Below are 23,979 nucleotides of genomic sequence, written 5' to 3'. Positions count from 1 at the left end.
ATGGGAGCGAAGGATATGGACCACGCCGATCTTCAGCGGCGACTGGCGACGCTGGGCCACGACACGGGCAAGCCGGGGTGGGGGCCGCGCATGCGCGTAGCCGTGCATGATGAGCTGACCAAGGGGCCGGACCATGTGCTGACCCAGTTCGACATCGACCAGGCCGCCGCGATGCTGGGCGTCGAGGCGGCGAAGGTGTGGGCGGTGTATGAGGTCGAGTCGTCGGGCGACGCCTTCATCAACGGCCGACCGACGATCCTGTTCGAGCCGCACCGGTTCAGCCGCGCGACAGGTCACCGCTATGACAAGAGCCATCCCCGGCTGTCGTCGCGGGTGTGGAACCGCACGCTCTATCTCCGCAGTCAGGACGGGCGCTGGGCGCAGCTGCTCGATGCGGTGGCGCTGGACGTTGATGCCGGTTTCGCCTCGGCCAGCTATGGCGGCTTCCAGATTTTGGGCGAGAATTATGCCGTGTGCGGCGCGCATGATCCCTGGTCGTTCGCGTGGCGGCAGGCCCAGACCGAGGGCGACCAGCTGGAAGCGTTCGTGCGCTTCGTGGAGGGCAATGGCCTGAAGCGCGCCTTGCAGCGGCAGGACTGGGCGGCGTTCGCGCGCGGCTATAACGGCACCGCCTACCGCCTCAACAAATATGACGAAAAACTGGCTGCTGCCTATGCCAAGCGGAGGGCGGGATGATGGCGGCGATATCCGCGATCCTGCGCAGCGTGACGAACGGTGGCCTGATGTTCTGGTGCCCCGGATGCGACGGCGCACACATGGTCACGGTCGGCGAAGGCCCCGGTCCCCGATGGGGATATAATGGCAATCCTGACGCGCCAACGTTCACCCCGTCCGTACTTGTGACCTACAACGGCGCGGATGCGGGCGTCGATGGCGCGCCGCCTGCGATCTGTCATTCCTTCGTGACGGGTGGCCGCATCCAGTTTCTGGCCGACTGCACGCACGCGCTTGCGGGGCAAACCGTCGATATTCCTCCATTTGACCGAAAGGACGAAGAATGAACGACGTCACCACGACCCAGATCGCGGCGGGGGTCCGCCAGATCATCCTGATTATCGGCGGCTATGCGATCGGCAAAGGCTGGCTGGAAGCTGACGCGGTCGAGATGATCGCGGCCGTCGCGCTGATTGTCGTCCCGCTGGTGTGGGGCCAGGTCAAAACGCGCCGCCTGGCGCAAAAGCCATGATGGTCGGCGTCGGCATCGGGGTGATCCTCACCCTGCTGGTGGAGGCGGCCGGGATTGGCTTGCTGATCTATTATGTGGTGCGGAGGGATTTGCGATGGTGATCCGGCTGCTCCCCCTGCTGCTGCTCGCAGGCTGCACGGCGCATGACTATGCGACCTGCGGAAACGCGCGGATCGCCCTCCAACTGGCCGAGCGGGCCGTGAATCGGTTCTGCACAGCGCCCGTCCTGAAAGGAAACTGACCCATGTCCACTGTCCATGTCGTTCTGGCGCGCGTGAGTGCCAGCTTTGCCAATCTGGAGCCCATTCCTCTGCCGGATGCGGAAGAGGATTTTGCCCAGACCATCACGAGCGGTGCGACCAGCGCCGCATCGACGATCGCCACCCCAACCGATCCGACAATCCGGCGGGTTTGGGACGTCACGGCCGTCGATGCCGATATCTGGATCAAGTTCGGGACGACGCCGATCGCGGCGGCGGGGAGTGGCTATCTGATCAAGGCTGGCCAGTTCCGCAGCTTTCCTGCGCGGTCGGGCGGTCAAAAGATCGCCGTGAAGGACGCCTGATGTTCGGTCGGCTTTCGTTCGGGCTGGCTCTATCGAGGGCAGGTGCGACGCGGCTCTCCTTTGGCTTTGCCGATGGCGCTTTGCCTCCCGGCGTCGCGCTGTCCCGCGCGTCGGCGGCGCACTATCGTGATGCGTCGGGCGTGTGGACTGTGGCCGCCGTGGATGCGCCCCGCTTCTCCTATCGCTGGAACGGGTCGGCCTTCGTCATGGGCGGGCTGATGATCGAGGCCGCCGCGACTAATCTGGTTTTGCAGAGTCGTGATCTTAATGCGGCCATATGGACCAAATCCGGGGTAACGGCCTCCGCAAATCGCCTGACGGAAACGGCCGTTCTAGGCGATCACAGAACCAATCAAGCTGTCTCCTATAATAGCGGCGACAGCTATTGCCTGAGCGTCGAGGCCTCGGATGTCGCCGGAAGTCCGAAGCGATACCTGGTGCTTCTGCTCGCCGCCGCGGCGTTCGGTGGCGCAAATCGGTTTGCCAAATTTGACCTGGCGACCGGCACGGTCACCTATGTCGTGGGCGGCGCGACGGCGGGGATAGAGCCAATCGGCGCGGGTCGGTGGATGTGTTGGATAGCATCCGTCGCGTCCGCCACGATCGCGGCCAGCGGTCAGCTCAGGATCGACAATGCGGCGGGCAGTTCTCTTGCAAATTACACAGGTGACATTGCCGCCGCGATCGACATCAGCGACGTGCAGATCGAGGTCGGTACTCGGCCGACGTCCCGCATTCCAACCACCACGGCACCCATCGCACGCGCCGCAGATGCGGTGACGATCAATTGGGGGTCGCGCGGGGTGTCGGACGGCACGATTACGGTCCGCTATGTCTTTGCCGATGGCTCCGCGCAGCAGGTCGTCACGACCATCGCAAGCGGCTTGAGCGCCGTGCCGACGCCGTTGAACCGCTCTACCGTGGGGCGGATTGAGAAGGTTTAGGGGTATCCCGACGGGATATCGTCTCGCGCTTTTGTTTACGCTATGTTCTCATCATGCGATTCGAGCGGGACCATCTGATCTTCAAGGCGCTGTGCGTCCTGGACGAAGCTGTCGATCAGGCGCGCGAAGCGCCCTTGCGGCCGCCGTCTGCGGGTGTTCGCTTCGCGCTCGCCTATCTGTGGGCGGTTGCGCCGTCTGGCGACCGAAAGCCATATGATGAATTCTGGCGGGTGATACAGGGGATCGGGTGTGGTCACCCCAATGCGCATGCAAGGGAGACGGTGCGGGGGCAGTCCGCGCAAACGGCCTTTTATCCGATCGCCCGTGCGGCTGGCGTTGAGCCAACCGTCGCGCTTTCCGAAGCGATGCGTATGGCCCGTGGTGGGCGGCGGGGACCACCGGTGTCCCCGTCCGGCCCGCGTCGGCGTTGACAGGAGAACCGCCGCGCCGCAGTTTGCGCCGATGTGCAACCGGGCTGAACGTGGCGACACGCATAAGGTGCTGAACCTGTTCAAGGCGCGTATCGGTGCGCGGTTCAACGAAGGGCCATTGCAGGTGCATCCCAAGCAGCCCGGCAGCGTCATCCGGTTGGAAGATGGGCAGATGGTGCTGGAACAGATGACATGGGGCTTCCCAGTCACCCTGCGGGGCAAGAGCGGGCAGCCGCTGAAGCCCAAGCCGGTCAACAATGCCCGTTTTGACAAGCTCGGCACATTCTGGAAGCGATGGGCGGTGCAGCCGGAGCATCGATGCCTGATCCCGACGGCCCGCTATGCCGAGGCCGTGGGCGAGAAAGGCCGGATGACCGAGACCTGGCTGTCGGTGAAGGATCAGCCGATCTTCGCCTGGGCCGGGTTGTGGGACGACAGCGCTGAATGGGGCACGGTCTATACCGGCGTTATGACAGACAATGCGCCGGAGCTGGCGCATATCCACGATCGGTCGCCAGTCATCCTGGACCCGGCAGACTGGGCACATTGGCTGCATGCGCCGATCGACGAACTCTATCGCTACGACCGACCCTATCCGGCCGATCGGATGATCATCGATGCCACGGACGCGCCTTGGTTTCGCAAGGCTGGTGCCTCGCCGGAGCCGGATCGGCTGATCTGATCAATCGCCCAGATGCTGGCGCGGGACCAGCACGACCTGTTCGATCGTGTCGGCGATCGCCTTCAGGTCCGCGCCGGTCAGGCCGCTGTCATCGACCTGCTCATCCTCATTCCAGCTATCGGCGAACTCGCGGAATCGGGCTTTGGTCTGTTCGTCCATGATCGCGCCTAATCCCGTTTCTCGATCCTCCATGCTCGCGCGCCGCCACCGAGTCGGTCAAGCGCATTGTGCCGCACCCTCTCCCGCCCTATGTTCCTGTCATGTTCCAAGGCTCCATCTCCCTGGTCGTCATCGGCGCGGACTATCCTAACCCTCGCGGAGCCGCGCGCCGGGCGGAGATCGCGTTGTGCCAGCCGGGAGAGGTGCTGGAGTTCCGACGCGAGCGCAGCACGATCGAGGGCAAGCGCGCGGTAGGGGTCTATTCGCCGCGGGGCATCCAGATCGGCTATGCGCATCCTGGAGACGCGGACGAGCTTGCAGGGATGGTCGCCGTTGCCCGCGCCGTGTTCCAGACGGCCGACACATGGGGCGCGGTCATCCGGGTGACGCTCGATGGCAGCACCCCTTCCCTGCCCGTTCCAAAGCAACGCACGCGCTACGTCCGTCCGCCAGCCGAACCTGCCGACGAATATTGCGATATCTTTCCCGCCCGGCCACAAGCGGGGCGTGACGGTCGGCGCAAAGATCAGTCAAAGATCAGTCAAAGATCAGTAGGCCTACCCCCTCGCCTACTGACGTTCAGTCCATTTCTACAATTGCGATAACCCTAGATGGGGCCTACAGTGAACAGAAGGGGTAACATGTAGAAACTAGCATTGAAAACAGGTCGTTTTCTACTGACTTTTAATCAGTAGGTCGCTGGTTCGAACCCAGCTGGACTCACCATAGCCTTCCCCCATGTGCCTGATGATCAAGCCGATCCGCGCGTCGGTCTTTTTAGCGCTTGCCTCGACACCGCTGAGCGGGCATTCTCCTCTCGGTCGCATCACTATGCCGTGACAGGATTGTCACCCCCTGTGTCAATGCGAGGCCCCTATCCATGACCATCATCAATGCGCCCGCCCGTGCCTTTGCCGCCCGGCCATTTGCGGCTGCTGAAACGGCCACGCCCGATCCATGGTTCGATGCTGCGGCCTATGCCCAATTGCTGGGAACCAGTGACAATGATCTAATTCGTGGCGGCGCGGACGATGACGAGATTGGCGGTCTTGACGGCGAAGACCTGCTTTACGGCGCAGCGGGCGATGATCTGGTCGAAGGCGGCATGGGCCAGGACATCGTCAACGGCGGTAGCGGCCATGACCGGCTATATGGCAACAGCATCGCCAATGATGGCGGTGATGGGGCCGACATTGTGATTGACCGGCATGGCGGCAGCGACATGCTCTACGGTCAGGCGGGCGACGACCTGCTCGAAGTCGAACGGCGCGACCTCTACAGCAACATCATCCTGATGGATGGCGGTGCCGGAAACGACCGGATCACCCTGCGCACGCATGGCCGTTTCTTCGACCATGTCACCGCATTGGGCGGTAGCGGCGATGACCGGATCATGATCGAGGGCGTGCTGACGGGCATGATCGATGCGGGAAGCGGCGACGATCTTGTCACCATCGACCCGCGCTTTGGCGACGTGACGGTCACGCTGGGCGACGGTGCAGACGTGCTGTTGCTCGCGGGCCAGTCTGACGGCCTGCTTGTCGGCCCGACCATCCATGTGACGGACTTTGACAGTGGCACGGATCGGATCGACCTGCAGGCGCTGTTCTGGACGTCCGTGCCTGGATGGACCAGAAGCGACGATCCGTTTGACGCGGGATTTTTGCGTCTGGTGCAGGACGGTGCAGACACACGGCTGGACATCGACCAGGACGGCGGCGGTACCGCTTATGATTTCCAGAGCCTGTTGACGTTCGACGCTACCCTTCCCTCTACCCTGTCGGCTGCGGATTTCGGCATGGCAGTGCCGGGACAGGTCGTTCTGGGCGTGGATCGCTCTTATTATAATGACGACCTGCTGCTGGCATGGGGTGGAACGGTGGAGATGCGCGGGTTGGACGGCTCCGACCGGATTGAAAATCGCGGCGGCGACGGCCTCCTGATCGGTCACACCGGCCGCGATTCTATCGTCGGCGGGATCGGTAACGACATCCTCTATGGCGACGATCCCGAAAATCCGAGCGTCGTTTACGGGGCCGCCGACACGTTGATCGACAGTCGCGGCGGGAATGATCAACTATTCGGCCAGGCATGGGAAGATGTGCTGATCGTCCGGCGGTCGGGCATGATGGCAGCCAGCGACATCGTGATGGATGGCGGTCATCATAGCGACCTGCTGCTGTTCGATGCGGTCGGTCGGACGCTGGACAGTGTCACCGCCCTCGGCGGAAACGGCGAGGATCGGATCGAGATCGGATCGGTCCGACGTGCAAACATAGACGCAGGCAGCAGCAGTGATCGCGTTCATGTCACCCCCTCGCATGGCCTTGTGACGGTTACACTAGGCAGCGGCGCAGACAAGCTGACCCTTACACCCTCCAGCGTCCCCTGGTCGCCCGGCGGCCTCATCCATCTCACCGACTTCGCCATCGGTACGTCCCTTTACACAAGCGATCGCGTCGACCTCGACACGTTTCTCCGCGACACGCTGCTTGGCTGGAACGGCCTGTCCAATCCCTTTGCCGATGGCTATCTGCGTCTTGTCCAGTCCGGGCCGGACGCGCTGTTGCAACTGGACCGGGACGGCAGCGCTGGCAGCGTCCATGGCTATGCCACGCTATTGGCGTTCGATGCATTCATGGCGAGCGATCTAACAGCATGGCAGCTTGGCTATGATCCGGCGGGCCTTGTGGCCGCCCGCGCCGTCGATGACGGGGGGACCGGCAATGATCGGCTAACCGGATCGACCGGCAATGACCTGATCCGCGGTCTCGACGGCAACGACACGCTGATGGGCAGCAATGGCGATGATCTGTTCGAGGGCGGCGCTGGCGCTGACCAGATCACGGGCGGTTCGGGCAATGACATCATGCATGGCGACAGCGCCGGCAGTGATACGGGCGGCAGTGCCGACCGGCTCTATGACAGGACGAGCGGTGATGACCGGCTGTTCGGCCAGGGCGGCGACGATCTTCTGGATGTGACGCGTTGCAATCGCTATGCCGTGCCAGACCGGGTGCTGCTCGACGGCGGCATCGGGGCCGATCAGATCAATTTCCGCGCCGCTGACCCCTATCACATCGTCACCGCTTTGGGCGGTGATGGCAATGACATCATACTGGTGGACGGGGCTGCGACCGGAAGGATCGACGCTGGCGCCGGTAATGATCGGGTGACCATTGGCGAGGGCAGCGATTTTCGCGTGACGCTGGGCGCGGGCGCGGACCGGCTTTCCCTGGAAGGTAACCGAAACGCCCCAGTGGTTGTGACTGACTTCCACCTCGCCGAGGACAGTCTGGTGCTAGACGCTCGTGCCATGGGTATCTCCCTGAACTCCAGCCAGTTGTTCCTCGATGGTCGACTGGCACTCGCCCAGCGCGGCGCAGACACATTGGTGCTGCAATATGATTATGCGGCCGCCAGGCCTTTTTTCGTCGTGCTGGTGCTTGAAAATGTCCTCGCCACTATGCTGACCAGCACAGACTTGGGCGGCATGACGCCGCCTGACGGCCTCATCTTTCTGCCGCAGTCGCAGGCGGACAGCCTGATCGGTACAACGGGGGACGATCGCCTCTACGGTCTGTTCGGCACGCACCAACTGGCTGGCGGCAGTGGCGACGATCTCTATCTTGTTGATGACGCAGGGGATATGGTCACTGAACAGGCCGGGGAAGGCACGGATGTCATTCATACGAACATGATGCATTACACCCTACCGGACCATGTCGAACAGCTGACTGGCACATCGCAGTATAAACAATGGCTTACCGGGAACGACTTGGACAATGTCATCGAGGGTAGCGATGGCGAGACAGTGATCGACGGCGGCCTTGGGGCCGACCGGATGATCGGCGGCTGGGGCGGCGACGTGTATATGGTCGACAATGTCGGCGATGTCATCGAAGACGGTTACGGCATGGATGCCGTCCGCACGACACTCCCGATCTACTCATTGAGAGGGCCGATCGAAAATCTTTACGGCATACTCGACAGCGGCCAGACGCTGAACGGCAATCAACTGGACAATCGCATCGCCGGTGGCGACGGCGCAGACATATTGACCGGATCCTTCGGCGACGACATTCTCAATGGCGGCCGGGGGGCCGATCAGATCGCAGGGGGGCCGGGCGATGACATATTGATTGTCGATCATGTGGCGGACACGGTGATCGAACTGGCTGATGAGGGCAGCGACACGGTCCGCACGGCATTGCTGACCTACACCCTGCCCGAGCATATCGAACATCTCATCGGTACCAGGGCATCATCGGGTCAGACCCTGGTTGGCAATGCCGCCTATAATGAGATTACCGGCACACGCGGCAATGATGTGATCGACGGCGGCGCCAACAATGACCGACTCAGGGGGCGCGAGGGCGCTGACACTTTCCTGTTCAGCACAGCGCCGCAGGCCGTCGGGTTCGACATCATCCTTGACTTCCAGTTGGGCGAAGATCGTTTTGCCCTGTCCCAGGCCGCCTTTGCCGACATCGGGCCGATCGGCACGTTGGATGCCGGTGCCTTTCGTCTCGGCAATGCCGCCATAGATGCGGATGACCGCATCCTCTATGATGTCGCGTCCGGATTATTGGCCTATGACCCCGACGGATCGGGACCGACGGCCGCGCGCCACGTCGCACAGGCGCGCGACCTGTTCGACCTTAGCGCAGCCGACATATTCATCGTGGCTTGATCCAGGAGCAAGACCAGCGCGTGACCGCAATCCTGTCGATCAACCCCCTCTACCAGGATTGGCTCAACCTGTTGATGGTGCGGATGCGTGCGCCCGATGGGCAGGAATGCGACCGGCATGTGGTGGAGATGCGCCGCGCGGTGGCGTTGCTGCCCTTCGACCCGGTACGCCGTGTCGCGCTGACCGTATCGATGCCGCGCGCGCCCGTGATGATGGCGGGACTGCCCGACATGCTCGAAGCGATTGCGGGCCTGCTGGAGGATGAACCCGAAGAATGCGCCCGGCGCGAGGCGATGGAGGAAGCGGGCGTGGAACTGGGCACGCTTGTCCATTTGGGGCAAATTTGGAGCATTCCCAGCGTCGTCACCGAGAAGATCGATTATTATCTCGCCGAATATCGCGCCCCAGACCGGATCGCGGCCGGCGGCGGGCTGGACGAGGAGCAGGAGAATATCACCGTCCACGAACTGCCGCTCGATACGCTGTGGACGATGATGGCGAACAAGCAGATCAACGATGGCAAGCTGGCGATCACGCTGATGGCGCTGCGCCTGCGGCGTCCCGACCTGTTCAGCGTGCCGGTGGAATGACCATCATGGAGCGGGCGGCAACGTCCACCGCCTGCCCCTCCAGCAGGAACCGAGACGCCTCACCGTCGCCATTGAAGCAGATCGTCAATCCACTGCCGCGATAGCGCAGCGCGAAACGACGCCGTTGCGGGTCTTCCCACTGCGCGACATTCATCGGGGCGCCGCTCTCGTCCAGCCAGGCGACGTCCGCGTCCGACAGGATCGAGGTGCCGCGCAGATCCGCATTGCCCGCCCGCAAGGCCGCAAGGGCAAAGGCCTCCGTCTCCAGCGCGGCATCCCGCCCTGCCCAGTCAACCCAGCCGATCGCATTATCCTGCGCATAGGCGTTGTTATTGCCCTGCTGCGTCCGCCCGAACTCGTCGCCTGCGGTCAGCATGATCGTCCCGCGCGAACAAAAGAGCGTGGCGAGCAGCGCGATGCGATCGCGACGACGCGCGGCCTGTATGGCGGAGTCGTCGCTCGGCCCCTCGACGCCATTGTTCCAGCTCAGATTCTCGCCATGGCCATCGCGATTATCCTCGCCATTGGCGTGGTTGTGGCGCTGTTCGTAGGATGTGACGTCCGCCAGGGTGAAGCCGTCATGCGCGGCGAGGAAATTCACCGTCCGGGTCGTCGCGCCGCTGAAAATATCCGACGATCCCGCCAGCCGCGTCGCCATAGCGCCCAGCATCCCGCTATCGCCGCGCCAGAACCGGCGCATATCGTCGCGATAGCGATCATTCCATTCCAGCCAATTGTCGCCGAAATGCCCCAATTGATAGCCGCCCGGCCCGATGTCCCACGGCTCGGCGATCATCACCCGGTCGGCCAGGATCGGATCGGCGCGCATCGCCTCCAGCAGCGGCGCACACGGATCGAACCCATCCGCCATCCGCCCCAGCGCTGGCGCCAGGTCGAAGCGAAACCCATCCACCCCCGCCTGCGTCACGAAATAGCGCAGCGAATCGAGGATCAGGCGGCGGACCATCGGTTGGTTGCACGCGATGGCATTGCCCGTGCCGGTGTCGTTGATCAGTTGCCCATTGGCCGCATGCCGGAAATAGTCGCGCGCATTGAGGCCACGCAGCGATAGCGTCGGCCCTTCGGCATCGCTTTCCCCGTCATGATTATAGACCATGTCGAGGATGACGCCGATCCCCGCCGCATGCAGCGTGGCCACCGTCTCGCGCAGTTCGGCGATGCCGCCGGGGGCCAGGCGCGGGTCGAGCGCGAACCAGTTGACCGGATTATAGCCCCAATAATTGGTGAGACCCAGCGGCCCCAGATGCCGCTCGTCGATCCAGGCGTTGATCGGCATCAGTTCGATGGCCGACACATGCAGTCGTTGCAGATGCGCGATCACCGCCGGATGGGCGAGCGCAGCGATCGTCCGCCGCTGCGCTTCCGGCACATCGGGATGCAGCATGGTGAACCCGCGCACATGCAGTTCGTAGATCAGGCCACCGGGACAGAAACAGGGCGGCGCGCCCGGCAAGGGCGCCAAGGGCGCTTCGACAACGCCCTTGGGCATCAGCGGCGCGGTGTCCGCCCCCTCCCCGCGCGGCGCGGCCAAGGCGGGGTCACAGACGAAAGCCCGGTCGATCGCCGTCGCATAGGGATCGAGCAGCAATTTGTCGGGATCGAACCACAGCCCCGCCGCCGGGTCATAGGGGCCATCGGCGCGATAGCCATAGCGCGCGCCCGCACCAACGCCCGTCGCCTCGCCATGCCAAACGCCGCCCTCGCCGCGCGTCAGCGGTATCCGGGTTTCGCGATCGTCCGCATCGAACAGGCAGAGCCAGACATGGCTCGCCTCCGGTGCCCAGACCGAAAAATGCGCGCCACTTGCGCTCAGTCGCGGTACGGTCGGACCTGCGCTCACGCCGCTTCCGTTAGCAGACTGCGATATAGCGCCGCATAGCGCGCCGCGCTCTGGCCCCAGGATACGTCGGTCCGCATCGCCGCGCGCTGCATCGCCTGCCACACCGGCCGATCGCGATGCAGCCGCACCGTTCGGGCGATCGCGCCATGCAGCGCCAGCGGGTCTGACGGGGCGAAGACGATACCCGTCGCCGCGCCCGCCGCCACCGCCGCCGCATTGGCATCTATCACCGTATCGGCCAGCCCGCCAACCCGCGCGACGACCGGCAGGCAGCCATAGCGCAGCCCATAAAGCTGCGTCAGCCCGCACGGCTCGAACCGCGAGGGTATCAATATGGCATCGCCGCCTGCCTGCATCAGATGCGAGAGCGGCTCGTCATAGCCGATCCGCACGCCAATGCGCCCACGATGGCGATCCGCCGCACCCAGAAAAGCGCCCTCCAACGGATGATCGCCCGACCCCAGCAGCGCCAGCTTCGCGCCCAGCCCCACCAGATGATCGAGCGCATCGACCATCAAATCCATGCCCTTCTGCCAAGTCAGGCGGCTGACGATGATGAAGATCGGCGCGCCATCGACATCCAGCCCGAACTGCTGCTCCAGCGCCCGCCGATTGGCTGCTCGCCCCGCCAGCGCCCGACCGCTGAACGACTTGGGAATCAATGAATCGTCCGCCGGATTCCATATCTCCGTATCGACCCCGTTCAATATCCCGTGCAATCGATCGACCCGGCCATTGATCAGGCCGTCCAACCCCATGCCATGAACAGGCGACCGGATTTCCTCGGCATAGGCCGGGCTGACGGTCGTGATCGCATCGGCCGACACCAGCCCCGCCTTCAAATAGCCGACCCCGCCATAATATTCGACGCCATCCACGCCCCAGGCTTCGGGCGGCAGGCCCAATTGCCCGAATACATCCGCGCCATAGCGCCCCTGAAACGCCAGATTATGGATCGTCACGATCTTAGGCACCGCATGGGCCGGGCCAAAGCGCATATAGGCCGCCGTCAGCGCCGCCTGCCAGTCATGGACATGCACCACATCGGGCCGCCAGCCCTTCACCCCGTCCGCCGCCAAATCCGCCCCGACGCGCGACAGCGCGGCAAAACGCCGCCAATTATCGACCCAATCATGACCTGCATGGTCGCCATAAGGCCCGCCTTCGCGCGCGAAGAAATCGGGCGCGTCCAGCACCAGCAGATCCAGCCCGTCGACGCGCGCGGCCAGCACCGTCGCGGTCACGCCAAACAAAGCGTCATAGCGACGCACGACCTTCGCCTTGCCGATGCGCGCAATGACCGCGGGATAACCCGGCACCAGCGTTCGGGTCGCCACACCCTCCCCGGCGAGCGCACCGGGTAGCGCGCCGGTGACGTCGGCCAGTCCCCCGGTCTTGATCAGCGGATAGATTTCGGACGCGACCGAGAGCAATTGCATGGCGATCAGGCGACCAGACGTTCGATCATCGGCTGCGTGACCAGACAAATGCCGCTATCCGTCCGCCGGAACCGTTGCGAATCCTCCGTCGGATTCTCGCCGATGACCAGGCCCGGTGGAATGATGATCCCGGAATCCAGCACGCATTTATGCAGCCGCGCGCCCCGCCCGATCTCGCAATTGGGCATGATGACGCTATCGGTCACCGACGAAAAACTGTGCGTCTTGACGCCGGAGAATAACAGGCTGCGATGCAGCGACGAGCCGGACACGATGCACCCGCCCGCGACCAGCGAAGAGGTCGCCGATCCGCGCCGCCCATCCTCATTATGCACGAACTTGGCGGGCGGCGTGACCTCCGAATAGGTCCAGAGCGGCCAGCTACGGTCATAGAGGTCAAGCGAGGGCACCACATCGGTCAGGTCGATGCTCGCCTGCCAATAGGCGTCGATCGTGCCGACATCGCGCCAATAGGGTTCCAGTTCGCTTTCGGCGCGCACGCAACTGGCCGAAAAGCGGTGGGCGACGGCTTTACCATGCTTGACGATATAGGGAATGATGTCCCCGCCGAAATCGCGCTTGCTGTGCGGATCATCCGCGTCCCGCCGCAATTGTTCGATCAGGAAACGGGTCTGGAACACATAAATGCCCATCGATGCCAGCGCGACGTCCGGCTGGCCGGGGATAGAAGGCGGGTCTTTGGGCTTTTCGATGAAGGCAGTGATGACGTCGGCCTCGTCCACATGCATGACGCCGAAACCAACCGCCTCCATCCGCGGCACTTCCAGGCAGCCGACGGTGACATCCGCGCCGCTGTCGACATGCTGCTGCAGCATCAGCTCATAGTCCATTTTATAGACATGGTCGCCCGCCAACAGCACCATATATTCGGGCGCATAGCTTTCGATAATGTCGATATTCTGGAACACCGCGTCGGCGGTTCCTTCATACCATTGGCTTTCCGACACGCGCTGGCTGGCGGGCAAAATGTCGAAACTCTCATTGCGTTCGGGGCGCAGGAAGTTCCAGCCGCGCTGCAAATGGCGGATCAGCGAATGGGCCTTATATTGCGTCGCCACGCCAATGCGCCGGATGCCGCTGTTGAGCGCATTGGACAGCGCGAAATCGATGATGCGCGCCTTGCCGCCGAAATGGACCGCAGGCTTGGCGCGCTTGTCGGTCAGTTCCGCCAGGCGGCTACCGCGCCCACCCGCCAGCACATAGGCCATGGCATCGCGCGCGATCGGCTGGTGTCTTATCTGCATTATGGGCCTCTCCTCATTATCGCCCACGATCGCCTGCACGCGCCCGTTGGTGTCACATATCCAATTCGAACATCAGCGTGGCGAACGGCGGCAGGGTGATGTTCGCCCAGCCCGTTTCATCCGCCATCACCATGCCCATATTCCCCGCGCCGCTACCGCCATAGTCGGCCGCATCGCTGTTCAATATCTCGCGCCAGCGCCCTCCCGAAGGCAGCCGCATGCGATAACCGTGGCGCAGCACCGGGGTAAAATGGCTGATCACGACAATTGGTTTCGCGCCAGGCGCGCGTCGCTGCCAGGCGAACACGCTATCTGCCGCGCCATCGACCAGCACCCATTCGAAACCTTCCGGCTCGCAATCGCGGGCATGAAGCGCCGGGCGGCTGCGATAGAGGCGGTTGAGGTCACCCACCAGATGCTGCACCCCCAGATGCGCGGCATGGTCGAGCAGATGCCAGTCGAGCGCCCGCTCCTCGCTCCATTCGCCGCGCTGGGCGAACTCCTGCCCCATGAACAGCAGCTTCTTGCCGGGATAGCCCCACATCAGACCATAATAGGCCCGCAGCGTCGCGAACTTCTGCCAGTCGTCACCCGCCATTTTGTACAGCAGCGATGATTTGCCATGCACCACTTCGTCATGGCTGAGCGCCAGTACGAAATTCTCGGCAAAGGCGTACATGAGGCCGAAGGTGATGTCGTCATGATGATGGGCGCGATGCACCGGCTCACGCTGCAAATAGCGCAGCGTGTCGTGCATGAAGCCCATATTCCATTTGAAGCCGAAACCCAGCCCGCCGCTCTCCACCGGATGCGACACATTGGGCCAGCTGGTCGATTCCTCGGCGATCGTCATGATGCCGGGATGCGCGCCATAGAGCGCCCGGTTCATCTCCTGCAGGAAAGCGACCGCCTCGACATTCTCGCGCCCGCCATGGTCGTTGGGTATCCATTCGCCCGGTTCGCGCGAATAATCGAGATAGAGCATCGACGCGACTGCATCCACGCGCAGCCCGTCGACATGATAGCGCTCGGCCCAGAACAAGGCGTTGTTGACCAGGAACTGCGCGACCTCGCGCCGCCCAAAATTATAGATGGCGGTATTCCAGTCGGGGTGGAATCCCTTTTTCGGATCGGCATGTTCGTACAGCGCCGTGCCGTCGAAATGCGCCAGACCATGTTCGTCGGTCGGAAAATGCGCCGGCACCCAATCGAGAATCACGCCGACCCCGGCTCGGTGCGCGCCATCGACGAAGCGCGCGAGGCCCGCCGGATCGCCAAAGCGCGCCGTCGGCGCGTACAGCCCTAGCGTCTGATAGCCCCAGCTTGGATCATAGGGATATTCGCTGATCGGCAGAAATTCGATATGGGTAAAGCCCATGCCCACGACATAGGGGATGAGCCGCCGCGCCATCTCGTCCCAGTCGAGGAAACCGCCATCATCGGCCTTCTGCCACGACCCGGCATGAACCTCGTAGATGGAGATCGGCTCGCGCCGCGCATCGGCCTTCTGCCAATAGTCGCGGTGGCGCGCGTCGCCCCAAACATGGTCGAGCGGCCCAGCGACGATCGAGGCGGTGGAAGGCCGCAATTCGCTCTTATAGGCGAACGGATCAGCCTTGAGCGGCAGCGTCACGCCATCCGCGCCGACAATCTCAAATTTATAAGGTGCGCCCGGTTCGATCGCGGGCAGGAAGATTTCCCACACCCCGCTATCGATACGATGGCGCATCGCGCCCCGGCGGCCATCCCACTGATTGAAATCGCCGACCACCGACACGCGCCGGGCATTGGGTGCCCACACGGCGAAATGCACGCCCGCCACCCCTTCATGCGTCATGACATGCGCGCCCATCTTGTCGAACAATCGGGCGTGGGCACCCTCGGCCAGGAAATGATCGTCCATCGGCCCCAGCACCGGACCGAAGCCATAAGGATCGATCAGCGCATAATCGCTGCCATCGGCATAGCGCGCGACATAGCGCAGCGGCTGCCGCTTGCGAAGGGCGACCTTGCCATGAAACAGCCCGGCCGGGTGCAGCGCGGTGAGGTCGCCCACGGCCTTGCCATCCAGCGTCTGCGCAACGACGGATAGGGCTCCAGGCAACAGGACGCAGGCGGTAAAGCCCGTGTCGGCAGGATGAACGCCAAACGTGGCGAAGGGATCGTCATCGCGGCCTTCGACCAGCCGGTCGATCTGCTCGCCTGTCAGCACGATCCTGTCACCCAGCCTCCCATCCTCAGCCGATCCTCCAGATGTCCCGCGCATATTCGCGGATGGTTCGATCGGACGAGAACCATCCCATGCGCGCGACATTGTGGATCGCCATCTTTGCCCACAAGGCCTCGTCCGTCCAGAGCTTATCGACATGCCGTTGCGCGGCCGAATAGCTGTCGAAATCGGCCGCGAGCATGAACCAGTCATTGTCGTAAATGCCCTGGATCAGTCCCTTGTACCGATCCGGGTCGTCAGGCGAAAAGACGCCGCTGGCGATCGCATGCAGCGCCTGGGCAAGTTCCCGGCTCTTGCCGATGACGTCCATCGGCACATAACCCTTGGCGCGGCGGTCATTCACCTCCTGCGCGGTCAGGCCGAAGATGATGATATTGTCGGCCCCGACATGATCGCGCATTTCGACATTCGCGCCATCCAGCGTGCCGATTGTCAGCGCGCCATTGACCGCGAACTTCATATTGCCCGTGCCCGACGCTTCCATGCCCGCCGTCGAAATCTGTTCGGACAGGTCGGCAGCCGGGATCATCATCTCGGCCATCGAGACATTGTAATTGGGCACGAACTGCACCTTGAGCAGCCCCTGCACCGCCGGGTCATGATTGACCACGCGCGCGACGTCGCCCGCCAGCTTGATGATCAGCTTGGCATTATGATAGCTCGACGCCGCCTTGCCGCCGAACAGCTTGACGCGCGGCACCCAGTTGCGTTCGGGGTGCGAGCGGATCTGGTCATAGAGCGACACCGCCTCGATGATGTTGAGCAATTGCCGCTTATATTCATGGATGCGCTTGATCTGGATGTCGAACATCGCCGACGGGTCGATCCGCGCGTTCAACCGCTTGCGCAAAAGGTCGGACAGCGCCGCCTTGTTCGCCCGCTTCACCGCGATGAATTTCTCCTGAAACGCCGTGTCGTCGGCAAAGGCGTCGAGGTCGCGCAGCGCTTCGGCATCGTCCAGAAACGCCTCGCCGATCGCCTCGCGAATAAGGCCGGTCAGCCCCGGATTGCACTGCATCAGCCAGCGGCGATAGGTGACGCCATTGGTCTTGTTGTTGATCCGGGTGGGATAGAGATTGTGCAGATCGGCAAAGACCGTGACCTTCATCAGGTCGGTGTGCAGCGCCGATACGCCATTGACGCTGTGCGATCCGGCAAAGGCCAGATTGCCCATCCGCACGCGCCGGTCGCCGCCTTCGTCGATCAGCGAGATCGCCCCTATCGCCGCGTCATCAAACTGGCCCGCCCGCCGCGCTTCGGCCAGCAGGCGGCTGTTGACCGCATAGACGATCTGCATGTGCCGGGGCAGCAACCGCTCGAACAGCGGCACCGGCCAGCTTTCCAGTGCTTCGGGCAGCAGCGTATGGTTGGTATAGCTGAACGTCCGGCGGGTAATGTCCCACGCCTCGTCGAAATCGAAGCCATGCTCGTCCAGGAATATCCGCATCAACTCGGCCACCGCGACCGCCGGATGCGTGTCATTGAGCTGGATCGCCGCCTTGTCTGGCAGCGTCGCGATGGTGCCGAAATATTGGATATGCCGCCGGACGATGTCCTGCAGCGACGCGGACGAGAAGAAATATTCCTGCCGCAACCGCAATTCCTGGCCAGCGGCCGAGCTGTCGGCGGGGTACAGCACCCGCGTCAACGCTTCGGCCCGATTGCTTTCGGACAGCGCGCCGACATGGTCGCCGGCATTGAACTTGTCGAGCAGGATGGGGTCGATCGGCTGCGCTTCCCATAGCCGCAACGTATTGACCCGCTTGCCGCGCCACCCCGCGATCGGCGTGTCATAGGGGGTCGCGATGACCCGCTCGCTGGGCTTCCAGTGCATCTGGTGCGGCCCGCTATCCTCGCCCTCGGCCGGATCGACCAGCCCGCCAAAGCCGACCTCATAGCTCGCCTCGCGCCGCTCGAACTCCCACGGATTGCCATGCGCCAGCCAGTTTTCGGGCAGCTCGACCTGCCAGCCGTCCGAAATCTCCTGCCGGAACATGCCGTTCACATAGCGGATGCCATAGCCATAGGCGGGCACATCGACCGTCGCCATGCTCTCCATGAAGCAGGCCGCCAGGCGCCCCAGACCCCCATTGCCCAGTGCCGCATCCGGCTCCAGCGCAGCGATGATGTCGATATCGACGCCCAGCGAGGCCAGCGCCGCCTGCATGTCGTCCAGCATTTCCATGTTGGACGCTGCATCGCGCATCAACCGCCCGATCAGAAATTCGAGGCTGAGATAATAGACCCGCCGCCCTTCTTCCTCATAGGTTTTCTGGGTCGATGTGATCCACGCGTCGATCACCCGGTCGCGGATCGAGAGAATGACGGCGTGCAGCCAGTCATGCGGCTTGGCGGCAGCGGCATTCTTGCCGATGCGATAGGTCAGCCGCTCGACAATCTCATGCGCCAGGATTTCCGGGTCCATCCGCCGCGGCGCGGGTTTGGGAAGTTTGGTCTGGCCCTTGAGGTTCATGGCACACGGTCCCCCTGTCTGATCGACGGGGATGATGGCACAGCCGACAAGCCCGCGCCAACGCCAAATTTTGCAGCGCAGCAATTATTTCGGCTGTTTCGCGGGACTTGGGCCTAGCCCCTACGCACCAGCGCCTCTGCCACCCCGGCGCGCAATTGCGCGCGCACCGGATAGGCGCTCGACGGCAGCAATTGGGTCATGAATATCCCGATCAACCGCTCGACTGGATCGACCCAGAAATAGGTCGAAAACACCCCGCCCCAATAATATTCGCCGCGCTCTAAACCCATGGCGAAGCCCAGGCCGAAGCCTACATCCTGATAATCCGCCTCGCTGAACATCGCACTCGACAGGCTGGCAAGGTCGCCGCCGCCGGGCAATTGGTTGGACCGCATCTGCGCCACCGTGTCGGCCCGCAGCAGCCGCACCCCGTCCAGTTCGCCCCCGCGCAGCAGCATCCGTGCGAAGCGGTGATAGTCCGCCACCCCAGAAACCAGCCCGCCGCCGCCCGACAGGAAACGCCCCTGCCGCCGCCACCCGCTCCGCGCACCCAGATCCGCGACCTGGCGCTCGCCCTGCTCGTCCAGCCGCCAGGCATCGGTCATGCGATCCGCCTTGGCATCAGGCAGTGCGAAGGTCGTATCGACCATGCCCAGCGGCGCGAAGATGCGCTCGCGAAACACGCTTTCCAGGTCGCGCGCCTCCAGCCGCTCGATCACGACGCCCAGCACATCGGTCGCCACCGAATAATTCCACCGCTCGCCCGGCGAAAATTCCAGCGGCAATGTCGCCAGATCGGCGATGAACTGGTCCGACGTGCGCGACTGCTGAAATTCGTCCAGCCCCAACTTGCGATAGCGCGCATCGATCGGCGTCTGCCGCTGCAACCCATAGGTCAGCCCCGACGTGTGGCGCAAAAGGTCGATCATCAGCATCGGCCGCTTCAACCGCGCGCGATTGGCGCGCCCGACGCGCAGGTCCGCAAATTCGGGGATAAGCTCGACAACAGGCGTATCGAGCGCAACCTTGCCCCCCTCCACCAGCATCATGAAGGCGACCGATGTCACCGGCTTGGTCATCGACGCGATGCGATAGAGGGCATCAGCCCGCAGCGGTTCGCCGCTCGCCCGCGCCGCGCCCCGCGCCCACGACACCACCGGCTGCTCGTCGCGCGACACCAATAATTGCATATGCGGCAAGCGGCCGCTGGCCAGATAGGCGCGGTCGAGAAAATCCACCAGCGCGTCCAGCCGAGCAGGGTCCATCCCCGCCGCCTGTGCCGCCACCCTGTCCACGCCGTTCGTCATGCCTGCGCCGCTCCGATGCTTGTCCGGCTCCGCGCTAAAGCAGCGACGCGCGCAGGACAACAGCTTGGCGATTGCCAAGGGACCGCCCCGCCCTCTATGGCAGGCTATCCGAACGGCAAGCAATTTCAGCACTGGACCCCGACAGGCATGGCCACTGGCCTTTCCGCGATCTTCATGGCCAACCGCGCGGCCCTGCTGCGCTTCCTGCGCGCACGCGGCGCGGGCGACAATGCCGAAGATCTCTTGCAGGATATGTGGATGAAGCTGGAGGCCAAGGATCTTGGCCCCGTCTCCGACCCCGTTCCCTATCTGTATCGCATGGCCAACAACCTCATGCTCGACCGCTATCGCTCGGCGATCCGGCGCGAACGGCGCGAGCAGGACTGGGCCGAAGGCGCTGGCGGCGTCATGGCCGACCCGACCGACGATGTGCCGGTGGACGAGCGGATGATCCTTGCCCAGCGGCTGGATGAGGCGCGCGCCGTCCTGCGCGACCTTGGCCCGCGCGTCGAACTCATCTTCCGCCGCTTCCGCATCGAAGGCGTGGGACAAAAGGTCATTGCCGAGGAATTGGGGGTCAGCCTGACGACGGTGGAGAAGGACTTGCAAAAGGCCTATCGCGCCATGCTGACGCTCAAGCAAAAACTGGATACGGAATGATGGGGTCGGCGGCGTCAGTCTCTGTAAGGGGCAAAAAATGAACAGGGCTGGAGCAATGACGAACGAGGAGGCAATGGCGTGGGTCATCCGCACGCGCGATCCCGCCTTTACCGACTGGGACGGCTTCACCGCCTGGTTGGAGCGCGATCCTGCTAACGCGCAGGCCTATGATGTGCTGATGGCGGCCGATGCCGACCTTGATGCCATCATCCCGCCCGAACCCGTCGCCATGCCTGTCCCCGCCAATGATGTCGGCGTGCCGCAACGCCGCCCGCTCCGCTGGATCGGGGGCGGCGCGATCGCCGCCGCGCTGGTCGCGGCCGTGTCGGTCGGCATGATGAACCGGGCCGACATCTATACCGTCACCACCCGCCCCGGCGAAACGCGCAGCATCGCGCTGGACGACGGCACGCGCATCGAAGTCAATGGCGGCACCCGCCTGCGCCTCGACCGCAACGACACCCGCTTCGCCGCGCTCGACAGTGGCGAAGCCGCCTTCACCGTGCGCCATGATGCATCCGATCCATTCCGCGTGACGGTGGGCGATGCCGTGTTCGAAGATGCCGGGACGGTGTTCAACATCGTTCACACCCCAGGCGCCGTCCGCATCGGCGTGTCGGAAGGCGAAGTCATCTACAATCCCGGCGCAGAGGCGATCAGCCTGCCCGCCGGGCGTGCCCTGGCCGATGATGCCCAGGGCTTGCGGGTCATGGATATTGCCCCGGCGGCCGTCGCCAGTTGGCGGCAGGGTCGCCTCGTCTATGCCAATGCCGCCGTCAGCGACATCAGCGACGATATTAGCCGATCGCTCGGCATCGCGCTCCGCACCACGCCGGGCGCGCGCGCGATGCGCTTCACCGGCACGATCCGGCTGGATAAGGATCCAGCCCGTTTCTTCGCCGGGGCCGCGCCGCTGATGGGCCTTTCCGCCGTGCGCCAGGGCGACACTTGGCTGCTGAAAGAAGGGGATGGGCCGCAAAGCTGACCTCTTCCTCGTCACCGCCCTTGCCATAACGAGCGCAGCGCCCGCGCATGGGGCGGACAGACAGACCATCAGCATCGCCCCCGGACGGCTGGGCGAGGCGACGATCGCGCTTGCCCGTCAGACCAGGACCAGCATCGGCATGTCCGACCAGTCGCTCGCTGGCATCCGCACCCCCGCCGTTACGGGCAATCTCTCGGTCGAAGCTGCGTTGAAGCGGCTGCTCAAAGGTAGCGGCGCAACCGCGCGGCGCATCGACGGCGCGACATGGCGCATCGTCCGTACGCGCCCCGCGCCGCCCGTGACCGCGCCAGCGCCGATCCCCGCCGCCCCCGCCGAGGATCAACCCGAAGCCCAGATCATCGTCACCGCCTCGAAGCGCGAAACGCCCCTGCCCCGCTATGCCGGCATGGTCGAAGCGCTCGACAGCCGCGCCTTTTCCAGCGGCGAAGCGGCAGGCGGCACTGCCACCTTGCTGGCGCGGGTCGCAAGCCTCAGTTCCACCCATGCCGGTGCGGGCCGCAACAAGCTGTTCATCCGCGCCATCGCCGATTCCGGCGTCGCCGGGCCGACCCAGGCCACCACCGGCCAATATCTGGGCGACATGCGGTTGAACTATGCCGCGCCCGACCCCGACCTCAAACTCTATGATGTCGGCCGGGTCGAAGTGCTCGAAGGGCCGCAGGGCACGCTCTATGGCGCGGGATCGCTGGGTGGCATCATCCGCATCATGCCCAACGCCCCCAATCTGGGCGAAATGGGCGGGCAAGTATCGGCGGGGCTTTCCGCGACCCAGCATGGCGACCCCGGCGGCGATCTGTCGGCAACGCTCAACCTGCCGATCGTCGCTGAAAAGCTCGCGCTGCGAATCGTGGGCTATGGCGTGCAGGAAGGCGGCTATATCGACGACGTCAATCGCGGGAAGGATGACGTCAACCGGACCCGCACCTGGGGCGGCCGCGCCGCCCTGCGCTTTGCCCCCGACGATGACTGGACGATTGATCTCAATGGCGTCTACCAGCAGATAGAGGGTGATGACGCGCAATATGCGACCCGGTCGGTCGGCCGACTAGAACGCGCCTCCGCCGTCGCCCAACCCTATCGATCCGACTATCTGCTCGGCAATGTCCGCATCGAAAAACCGTGGGACAGTTTGCGCTTCGTCTCGTCCACCGGCTTCGTGCGGCACGACCTGTCCGAAAGCTATGACGCAACCCAGCCCGGCGGCCCGCCAGCGCTGTTCCGCCAGCGCAATGAAGTCGATATCTTCTCGACCGAAAACCGGCTGGTGCGCGATCTCGACAATGGGCTGGGCTGGATATTGGGCGGCTCCTACCTGCAAAGCACGTCGAAAATCTATCGCTCGCTCACCGGCTTCGGCGCCGCCCTGATCCAGCCGGAGGTGCTGCCCGGCGTGCCGGTATTCGGCCGGGGCCAGCCAGCGGCGGCGACGGGCGTGCGCAACAGCGTCAAGGAAGCGACGTTGTTCGGCGAAGCCTCCTTCGAACCGGTCCGGGGACTGATCGCCACCTTCGGCGGCCGACTGACCAACAGCCGCCTGTCCGGCGAAGCGCTTGATCCGGTCGCCGCCCTGTCATCGGCGGACCTCGCACGGGCAGAAGCGCAGGCGGATCGCAGCGAGACGATCTTCCTGCCTTCCGCCTCCTTGCTCACCGATGCGATCCCTAATGTCACGCTGTACGCCCGCTTTCAGCAGGGCTTTCGCCCCGGCGGCCTGGCCGTCGATGATCAGCGGGTGCGGCGTTTCCAGAATGACCGTATATCGACCGTGGAAAGCGGCTTTCGCATGGGCCTGCCCGGCCGCGACACGATCGCGCTCAGCGCCAACATTGCCTATACCGACTGGCGCGATATCCAGGCCGACGTCACCGACCGGATCGGCCTGCCGACCACGGCCAATATCGGCGATGGGCGCATCTATACGCTCGAAGGGCGCATCGTCGCCCGCGCGACGCCCCACCTGTCGCTGGACGGCAGCATCATCTATAATGACAGCCGCCTGACCCGCCAGGCAGCCTTCATTCGGGCGCTGTCCTATGATGACCAGTCGCTGGCCGTGCCCAATGTCGCCAATCTGGGCGGACGGGTCGCCTTCGACTATCGCGCGCCGCTGAGCGACCGGATGAATCTCCATCTTACAGGGTCCGCCCGCTATGTCGGCAAGTCGCGGCTGGGCGTCGGGCCGATACTGGGCCAGACCCAGGGCGATTATGTCGATACCAGCCTTTCGGCCAGCGTGACGCGCGGGCCGGTGCAATATTCGCTATCGCTCACCAACCTGTTCGACAGCGACGGCAACCGCTTCTCGCTCGGCACGCCGTTCGACCTTAATACCGACTATTATACGCCGCTGCGCCCACGCACGCTGCGCATCGGCGTCGATTTCGCTTTCTGAACATCCATTCATCGCAAAACGGCACGGAAAACCCGCCACGGCATCGTCCCTCCCGCACGCGCGCACAGAATATCA

Annotated in this window: 21 protein-coding genes; 14 read left to right on the top strand and 7 right to left on the bottom strand. The window is 63.9% G+C overall.

What is annotated here, in order from left to right; translation table 11 throughout:
* Window positions 1-15 precede the first annotated feature (15 nt).
* The 8 genes from BSY17_RS17565 (at window position 16) to BSY17_RS17535 (ending at window position 3,829) form a co-directional block, all read left to right on the top strand.
* Window positions 16-696 carry an N-acetylmuramidase family protein gene (locus tag BSY17_RS17565; RefSeq protein ID WP_069066417.1) on the top strand — a complete coding sequence of 227 codons (681 nt, stop codon included), beginning with the start codon at window positions 16-18 and terminating at the stop codon, window positions 694-696.
* Window positions 693-1,022 carry a DUF6527 family protein gene (locus BSY17_RS17560; RefSeq protein ID WP_237236374.1) on the top strand — a complete coding sequence of 110 codons (330 nt, stop codon included), beginning with the start codon at window positions 693-695 and terminating at the stop codon, window positions 1,020-1,022. The genes BSY17_RS17565 and BSY17_RS17560 overlap by 4 nt, the downstream gene beginning before the upstream one ends.
* Window positions 1,019-1,207, top strand: a complete 189-nt coding sequence (locus BSY17_RS17555) for a Pam3-gp28 family putative phage holin (RefSeq protein WP_069066416.1) — start codon at window positions 1,019-1,021, stop codon at window positions 1,205-1,207. Before BSY17_RS17560 ends, BSY17_RS17555 begins: the two co-directional genes overlap by 4 nt.
* A gap of 94 nt (window positions 1,208-1,301) precedes the next feature.
* Window positions 1,302-1,448, top strand: coding sequence for a hypothetical protein (locus tag BSY17_RS21630; protein WP_171899265.1), 147 nt, complete (start codon window positions 1,302-1,304; stop codon window positions 1,446-1,448).
* Window positions 1,449-1,451: 3 nt separating this feature from the next.
* The gene (locus BSY17_RS17550; RefSeq protein ID WP_069066415.1) at window positions 1,452-1,772 is read left to right on the top strand and encodes a hypothetical protein; all 321 of its coding nucleotides are present in this window, start codon (window positions 1,452-1,454) and stop codon (window positions 1,770-1,772) included.
* Window positions 1,772-2,716, top strand: a complete 945-nt coding sequence (locus tag BSY17_RS17545) for a phage head spike fiber domain-containing protein (RefSeq protein WP_069066414.1) — start codon at window positions 1,772-1,774, stop codon at window positions 2,714-2,716. Before BSY17_RS17550 ends, BSY17_RS17545 begins: the two co-directional genes overlap by 1 nt.
* Before the next feature lie 53 nt (window positions 2,717-2,769).
* Window positions 2,770-3,147, top strand: a complete 378-nt coding sequence (locus BSY17_RS21395) for a hypothetical protein (RefSeq protein ID WP_150125812.1) — start codon at window positions 2,770-2,772, stop codon at window positions 3,145-3,147.
* Between the two features lie 31 nt (window positions 3,148-3,178).
* Window positions 3,179-3,829: an SOS response-associated peptidase gene (locus BSY17_RS17535; protein ID WP_069066412.1), complete on the top strand. Its 651-nt coding sequence runs from the start codon at window positions 3,179-3,181 to the stop codon at window positions 3,827-3,829.
* On the opposite strand, the gene BSY17_RS21625 is transcribed toward BSY17_RS17535, so the two are convergent.
* Window positions 3,830-3,988, bottom strand: coding sequence for a hypothetical protein (locus BSY17_RS21625; RefSeq protein WP_171899264.1), 159 nt, complete (start codon window positions 3,986-3,988; stop codon window positions 3,830-3,832).
* 101 nt (window positions 3,989-4,089) lie between these two features.
* Here BSY17_RS21625 and BSY17_RS17530 point away from each other — a divergent pair, with 101 nt between their 5' ends.
* The 3 genes from BSY17_RS17530 to BSY17_RS17520 all read left to right on the top strand — a co-directional run bounded on the left by BSY17_RS17530 (window position 4,090) and on the right by BSY17_RS17520 (window position 9,271).
* On the top strand, window positions 4,090-4,593 hold the full coding sequence (locus BSY17_RS17530) for a hypothetical protein (protein ID WP_069066411.1): 504 nt from the start codon (window positions 4,090-4,092) through the stop codon (window positions 4,591-4,593).
* A gap of 275 nt (window positions 4,594-4,868) precedes the next feature.
* Window positions 4,869-8,681, top strand: coding sequence for a calcium-binding protein (locus BSY17_RS17525; RefSeq protein ID WP_069066410.1), 3,813 nt, complete (start codon window positions 4,869-4,871; stop codon window positions 8,679-8,681).
* A gap of 20 nt (window positions 8,682-8,701) precedes the next feature.
* On the top strand, window positions 8,702-9,271 hold the full coding sequence (locus tag BSY17_RS17520) for an NUDIX domain-containing protein (protein WP_069067060.1): 570 nt from the start codon (window positions 8,702-8,704) through the stop codon (window positions 9,269-9,271).
* On the opposite strand, the gene glgX is transcribed toward BSY17_RS17520, so the two are convergent.
* From glgX to BSY17_RS17490, 6 genes are all read right to left on the bottom strand, one after another.
* Entirely contained in the window at window positions 9,252-11,132 is a 1,881-nt protein-coding gene (glgX, locus tag BSY17_RS17515; RefSeq protein ID WP_069066409.1) for a glycogen debranching protein GlgX, read from the bottom strand. The genes BSY17_RS17520 and glgX overlap by 20 nt on opposite strands.
* The gene (gene glgA, locus BSY17_RS17510) at window positions 11,129-12,577 is read right to left on the bottom strand and encodes a glycogen synthase GlgA (RefSeq protein ID WP_069067059.1); all 1,449 of its coding nucleotides are present in this window, start codon (window positions 12,575-12,577) and stop codon (window positions 11,129-11,131) included. The genes glgX and glgA overlap by 4 nt, the downstream gene beginning before the upstream one ends.
* Window positions 12,577-13,836, bottom strand: a complete 1,260-nt coding sequence (glgC, locus tag BSY17_RS17505) for a glucose-1-phosphate adenylyltransferase (RefSeq protein WP_069066408.1) — start codon at window positions 13,834-13,836, stop codon at window positions 12,577-12,579. The genes glgA and glgC overlap by 1 nt, the downstream gene beginning before the upstream one ends.
* Window positions 13,837-13,888: 52 nt before the next feature.
* The gene (glgB, locus tag BSY17_RS17500) at window positions 13,889-16,048 is read right to left on the bottom strand and encodes a 1,4-alpha-glucan branching protein GlgB (RefSeq protein WP_069066407.1); all 2,160 of its coding nucleotides are present in this window, start codon (window positions 16,046-16,048) and stop codon (window positions 13,889-13,891) included.
* Window positions 16,049-16,073: 25 nt separating this feature from the next.
* On the bottom strand, window positions 16,074-18,539 hold the full coding sequence (locus BSY17_RS17495) for a glycogen/starch/alpha-glucan phosphorylase (protein WP_069066406.1): 2,466 nt from the start codon (window positions 18,537-18,539) through the stop codon (window positions 16,074-16,076).
* A 113-nt stretch (window positions 18,540-18,652) separates the two neighbouring features.
* A complete protein-coding gene (locus BSY17_RS17490; protein WP_069067058.1) occupies window positions 18,653-19,846 on the bottom strand; it encodes a serine hydrolase domain-containing protein in 1,194 nt (397 codons plus the stop codon).
* 147 nt (window positions 19,847-19,993) lie between these two features.
* Between BSY17_RS17490 and BSY17_RS17485 the strand changes: the two genes are divergently transcribed.
* From BSY17_RS17485 to BSY17_RS17475, 3 genes are read left to right on the top strand one after another with little or no spacing between them, the layout of a single operon-like run.
* Window positions 19,994-20,506 (top strand): RNA polymerase sigma factor, encoded by a 513-nt coding sequence (locus tag BSY17_RS17485; protein ID WP_069067057.1) that lies wholly within the window; start codon window positions 19,994-19,996, stop codon window positions 20,504-20,506.
* 55 nt (window positions 20,507-20,561) lie between these two features.
* Window positions 20,562-21,491, top strand: coding sequence for a FecR family protein (locus tag BSY17_RS17480; protein WP_069066405.1), 930 nt, complete (start codon window positions 20,562-20,564; stop codon window positions 21,489-21,491).
* Window positions 21,475-23,904, top strand: a complete 2,430-nt coding sequence (locus BSY17_RS17475; protein ID WP_069066404.1) for a TonB-dependent receptor domain-containing protein — start codon at window positions 21,475-21,477, stop codon at window positions 23,902-23,904. Before BSY17_RS17480 ends, BSY17_RS17475 begins: the two co-directional genes overlap by 17 nt.
* Window positions 23,905-23,979 lie beyond the last annotated feature (75 nt).

Origin of the sequence: Sphingobium sp. RAC03, from assembly GCF_001713415.1 — a bacterium.
Lineage (GTDB): Bacteria > Pseudomonadota > Alphaproteobacteria > Sphingomonadales > Sphingomonadaceae > Sphingobium.
Note: the sequence above shows the minus strand (reverse complement) of the source record. Positions and strands in the feature narration are given on the sequence as shown.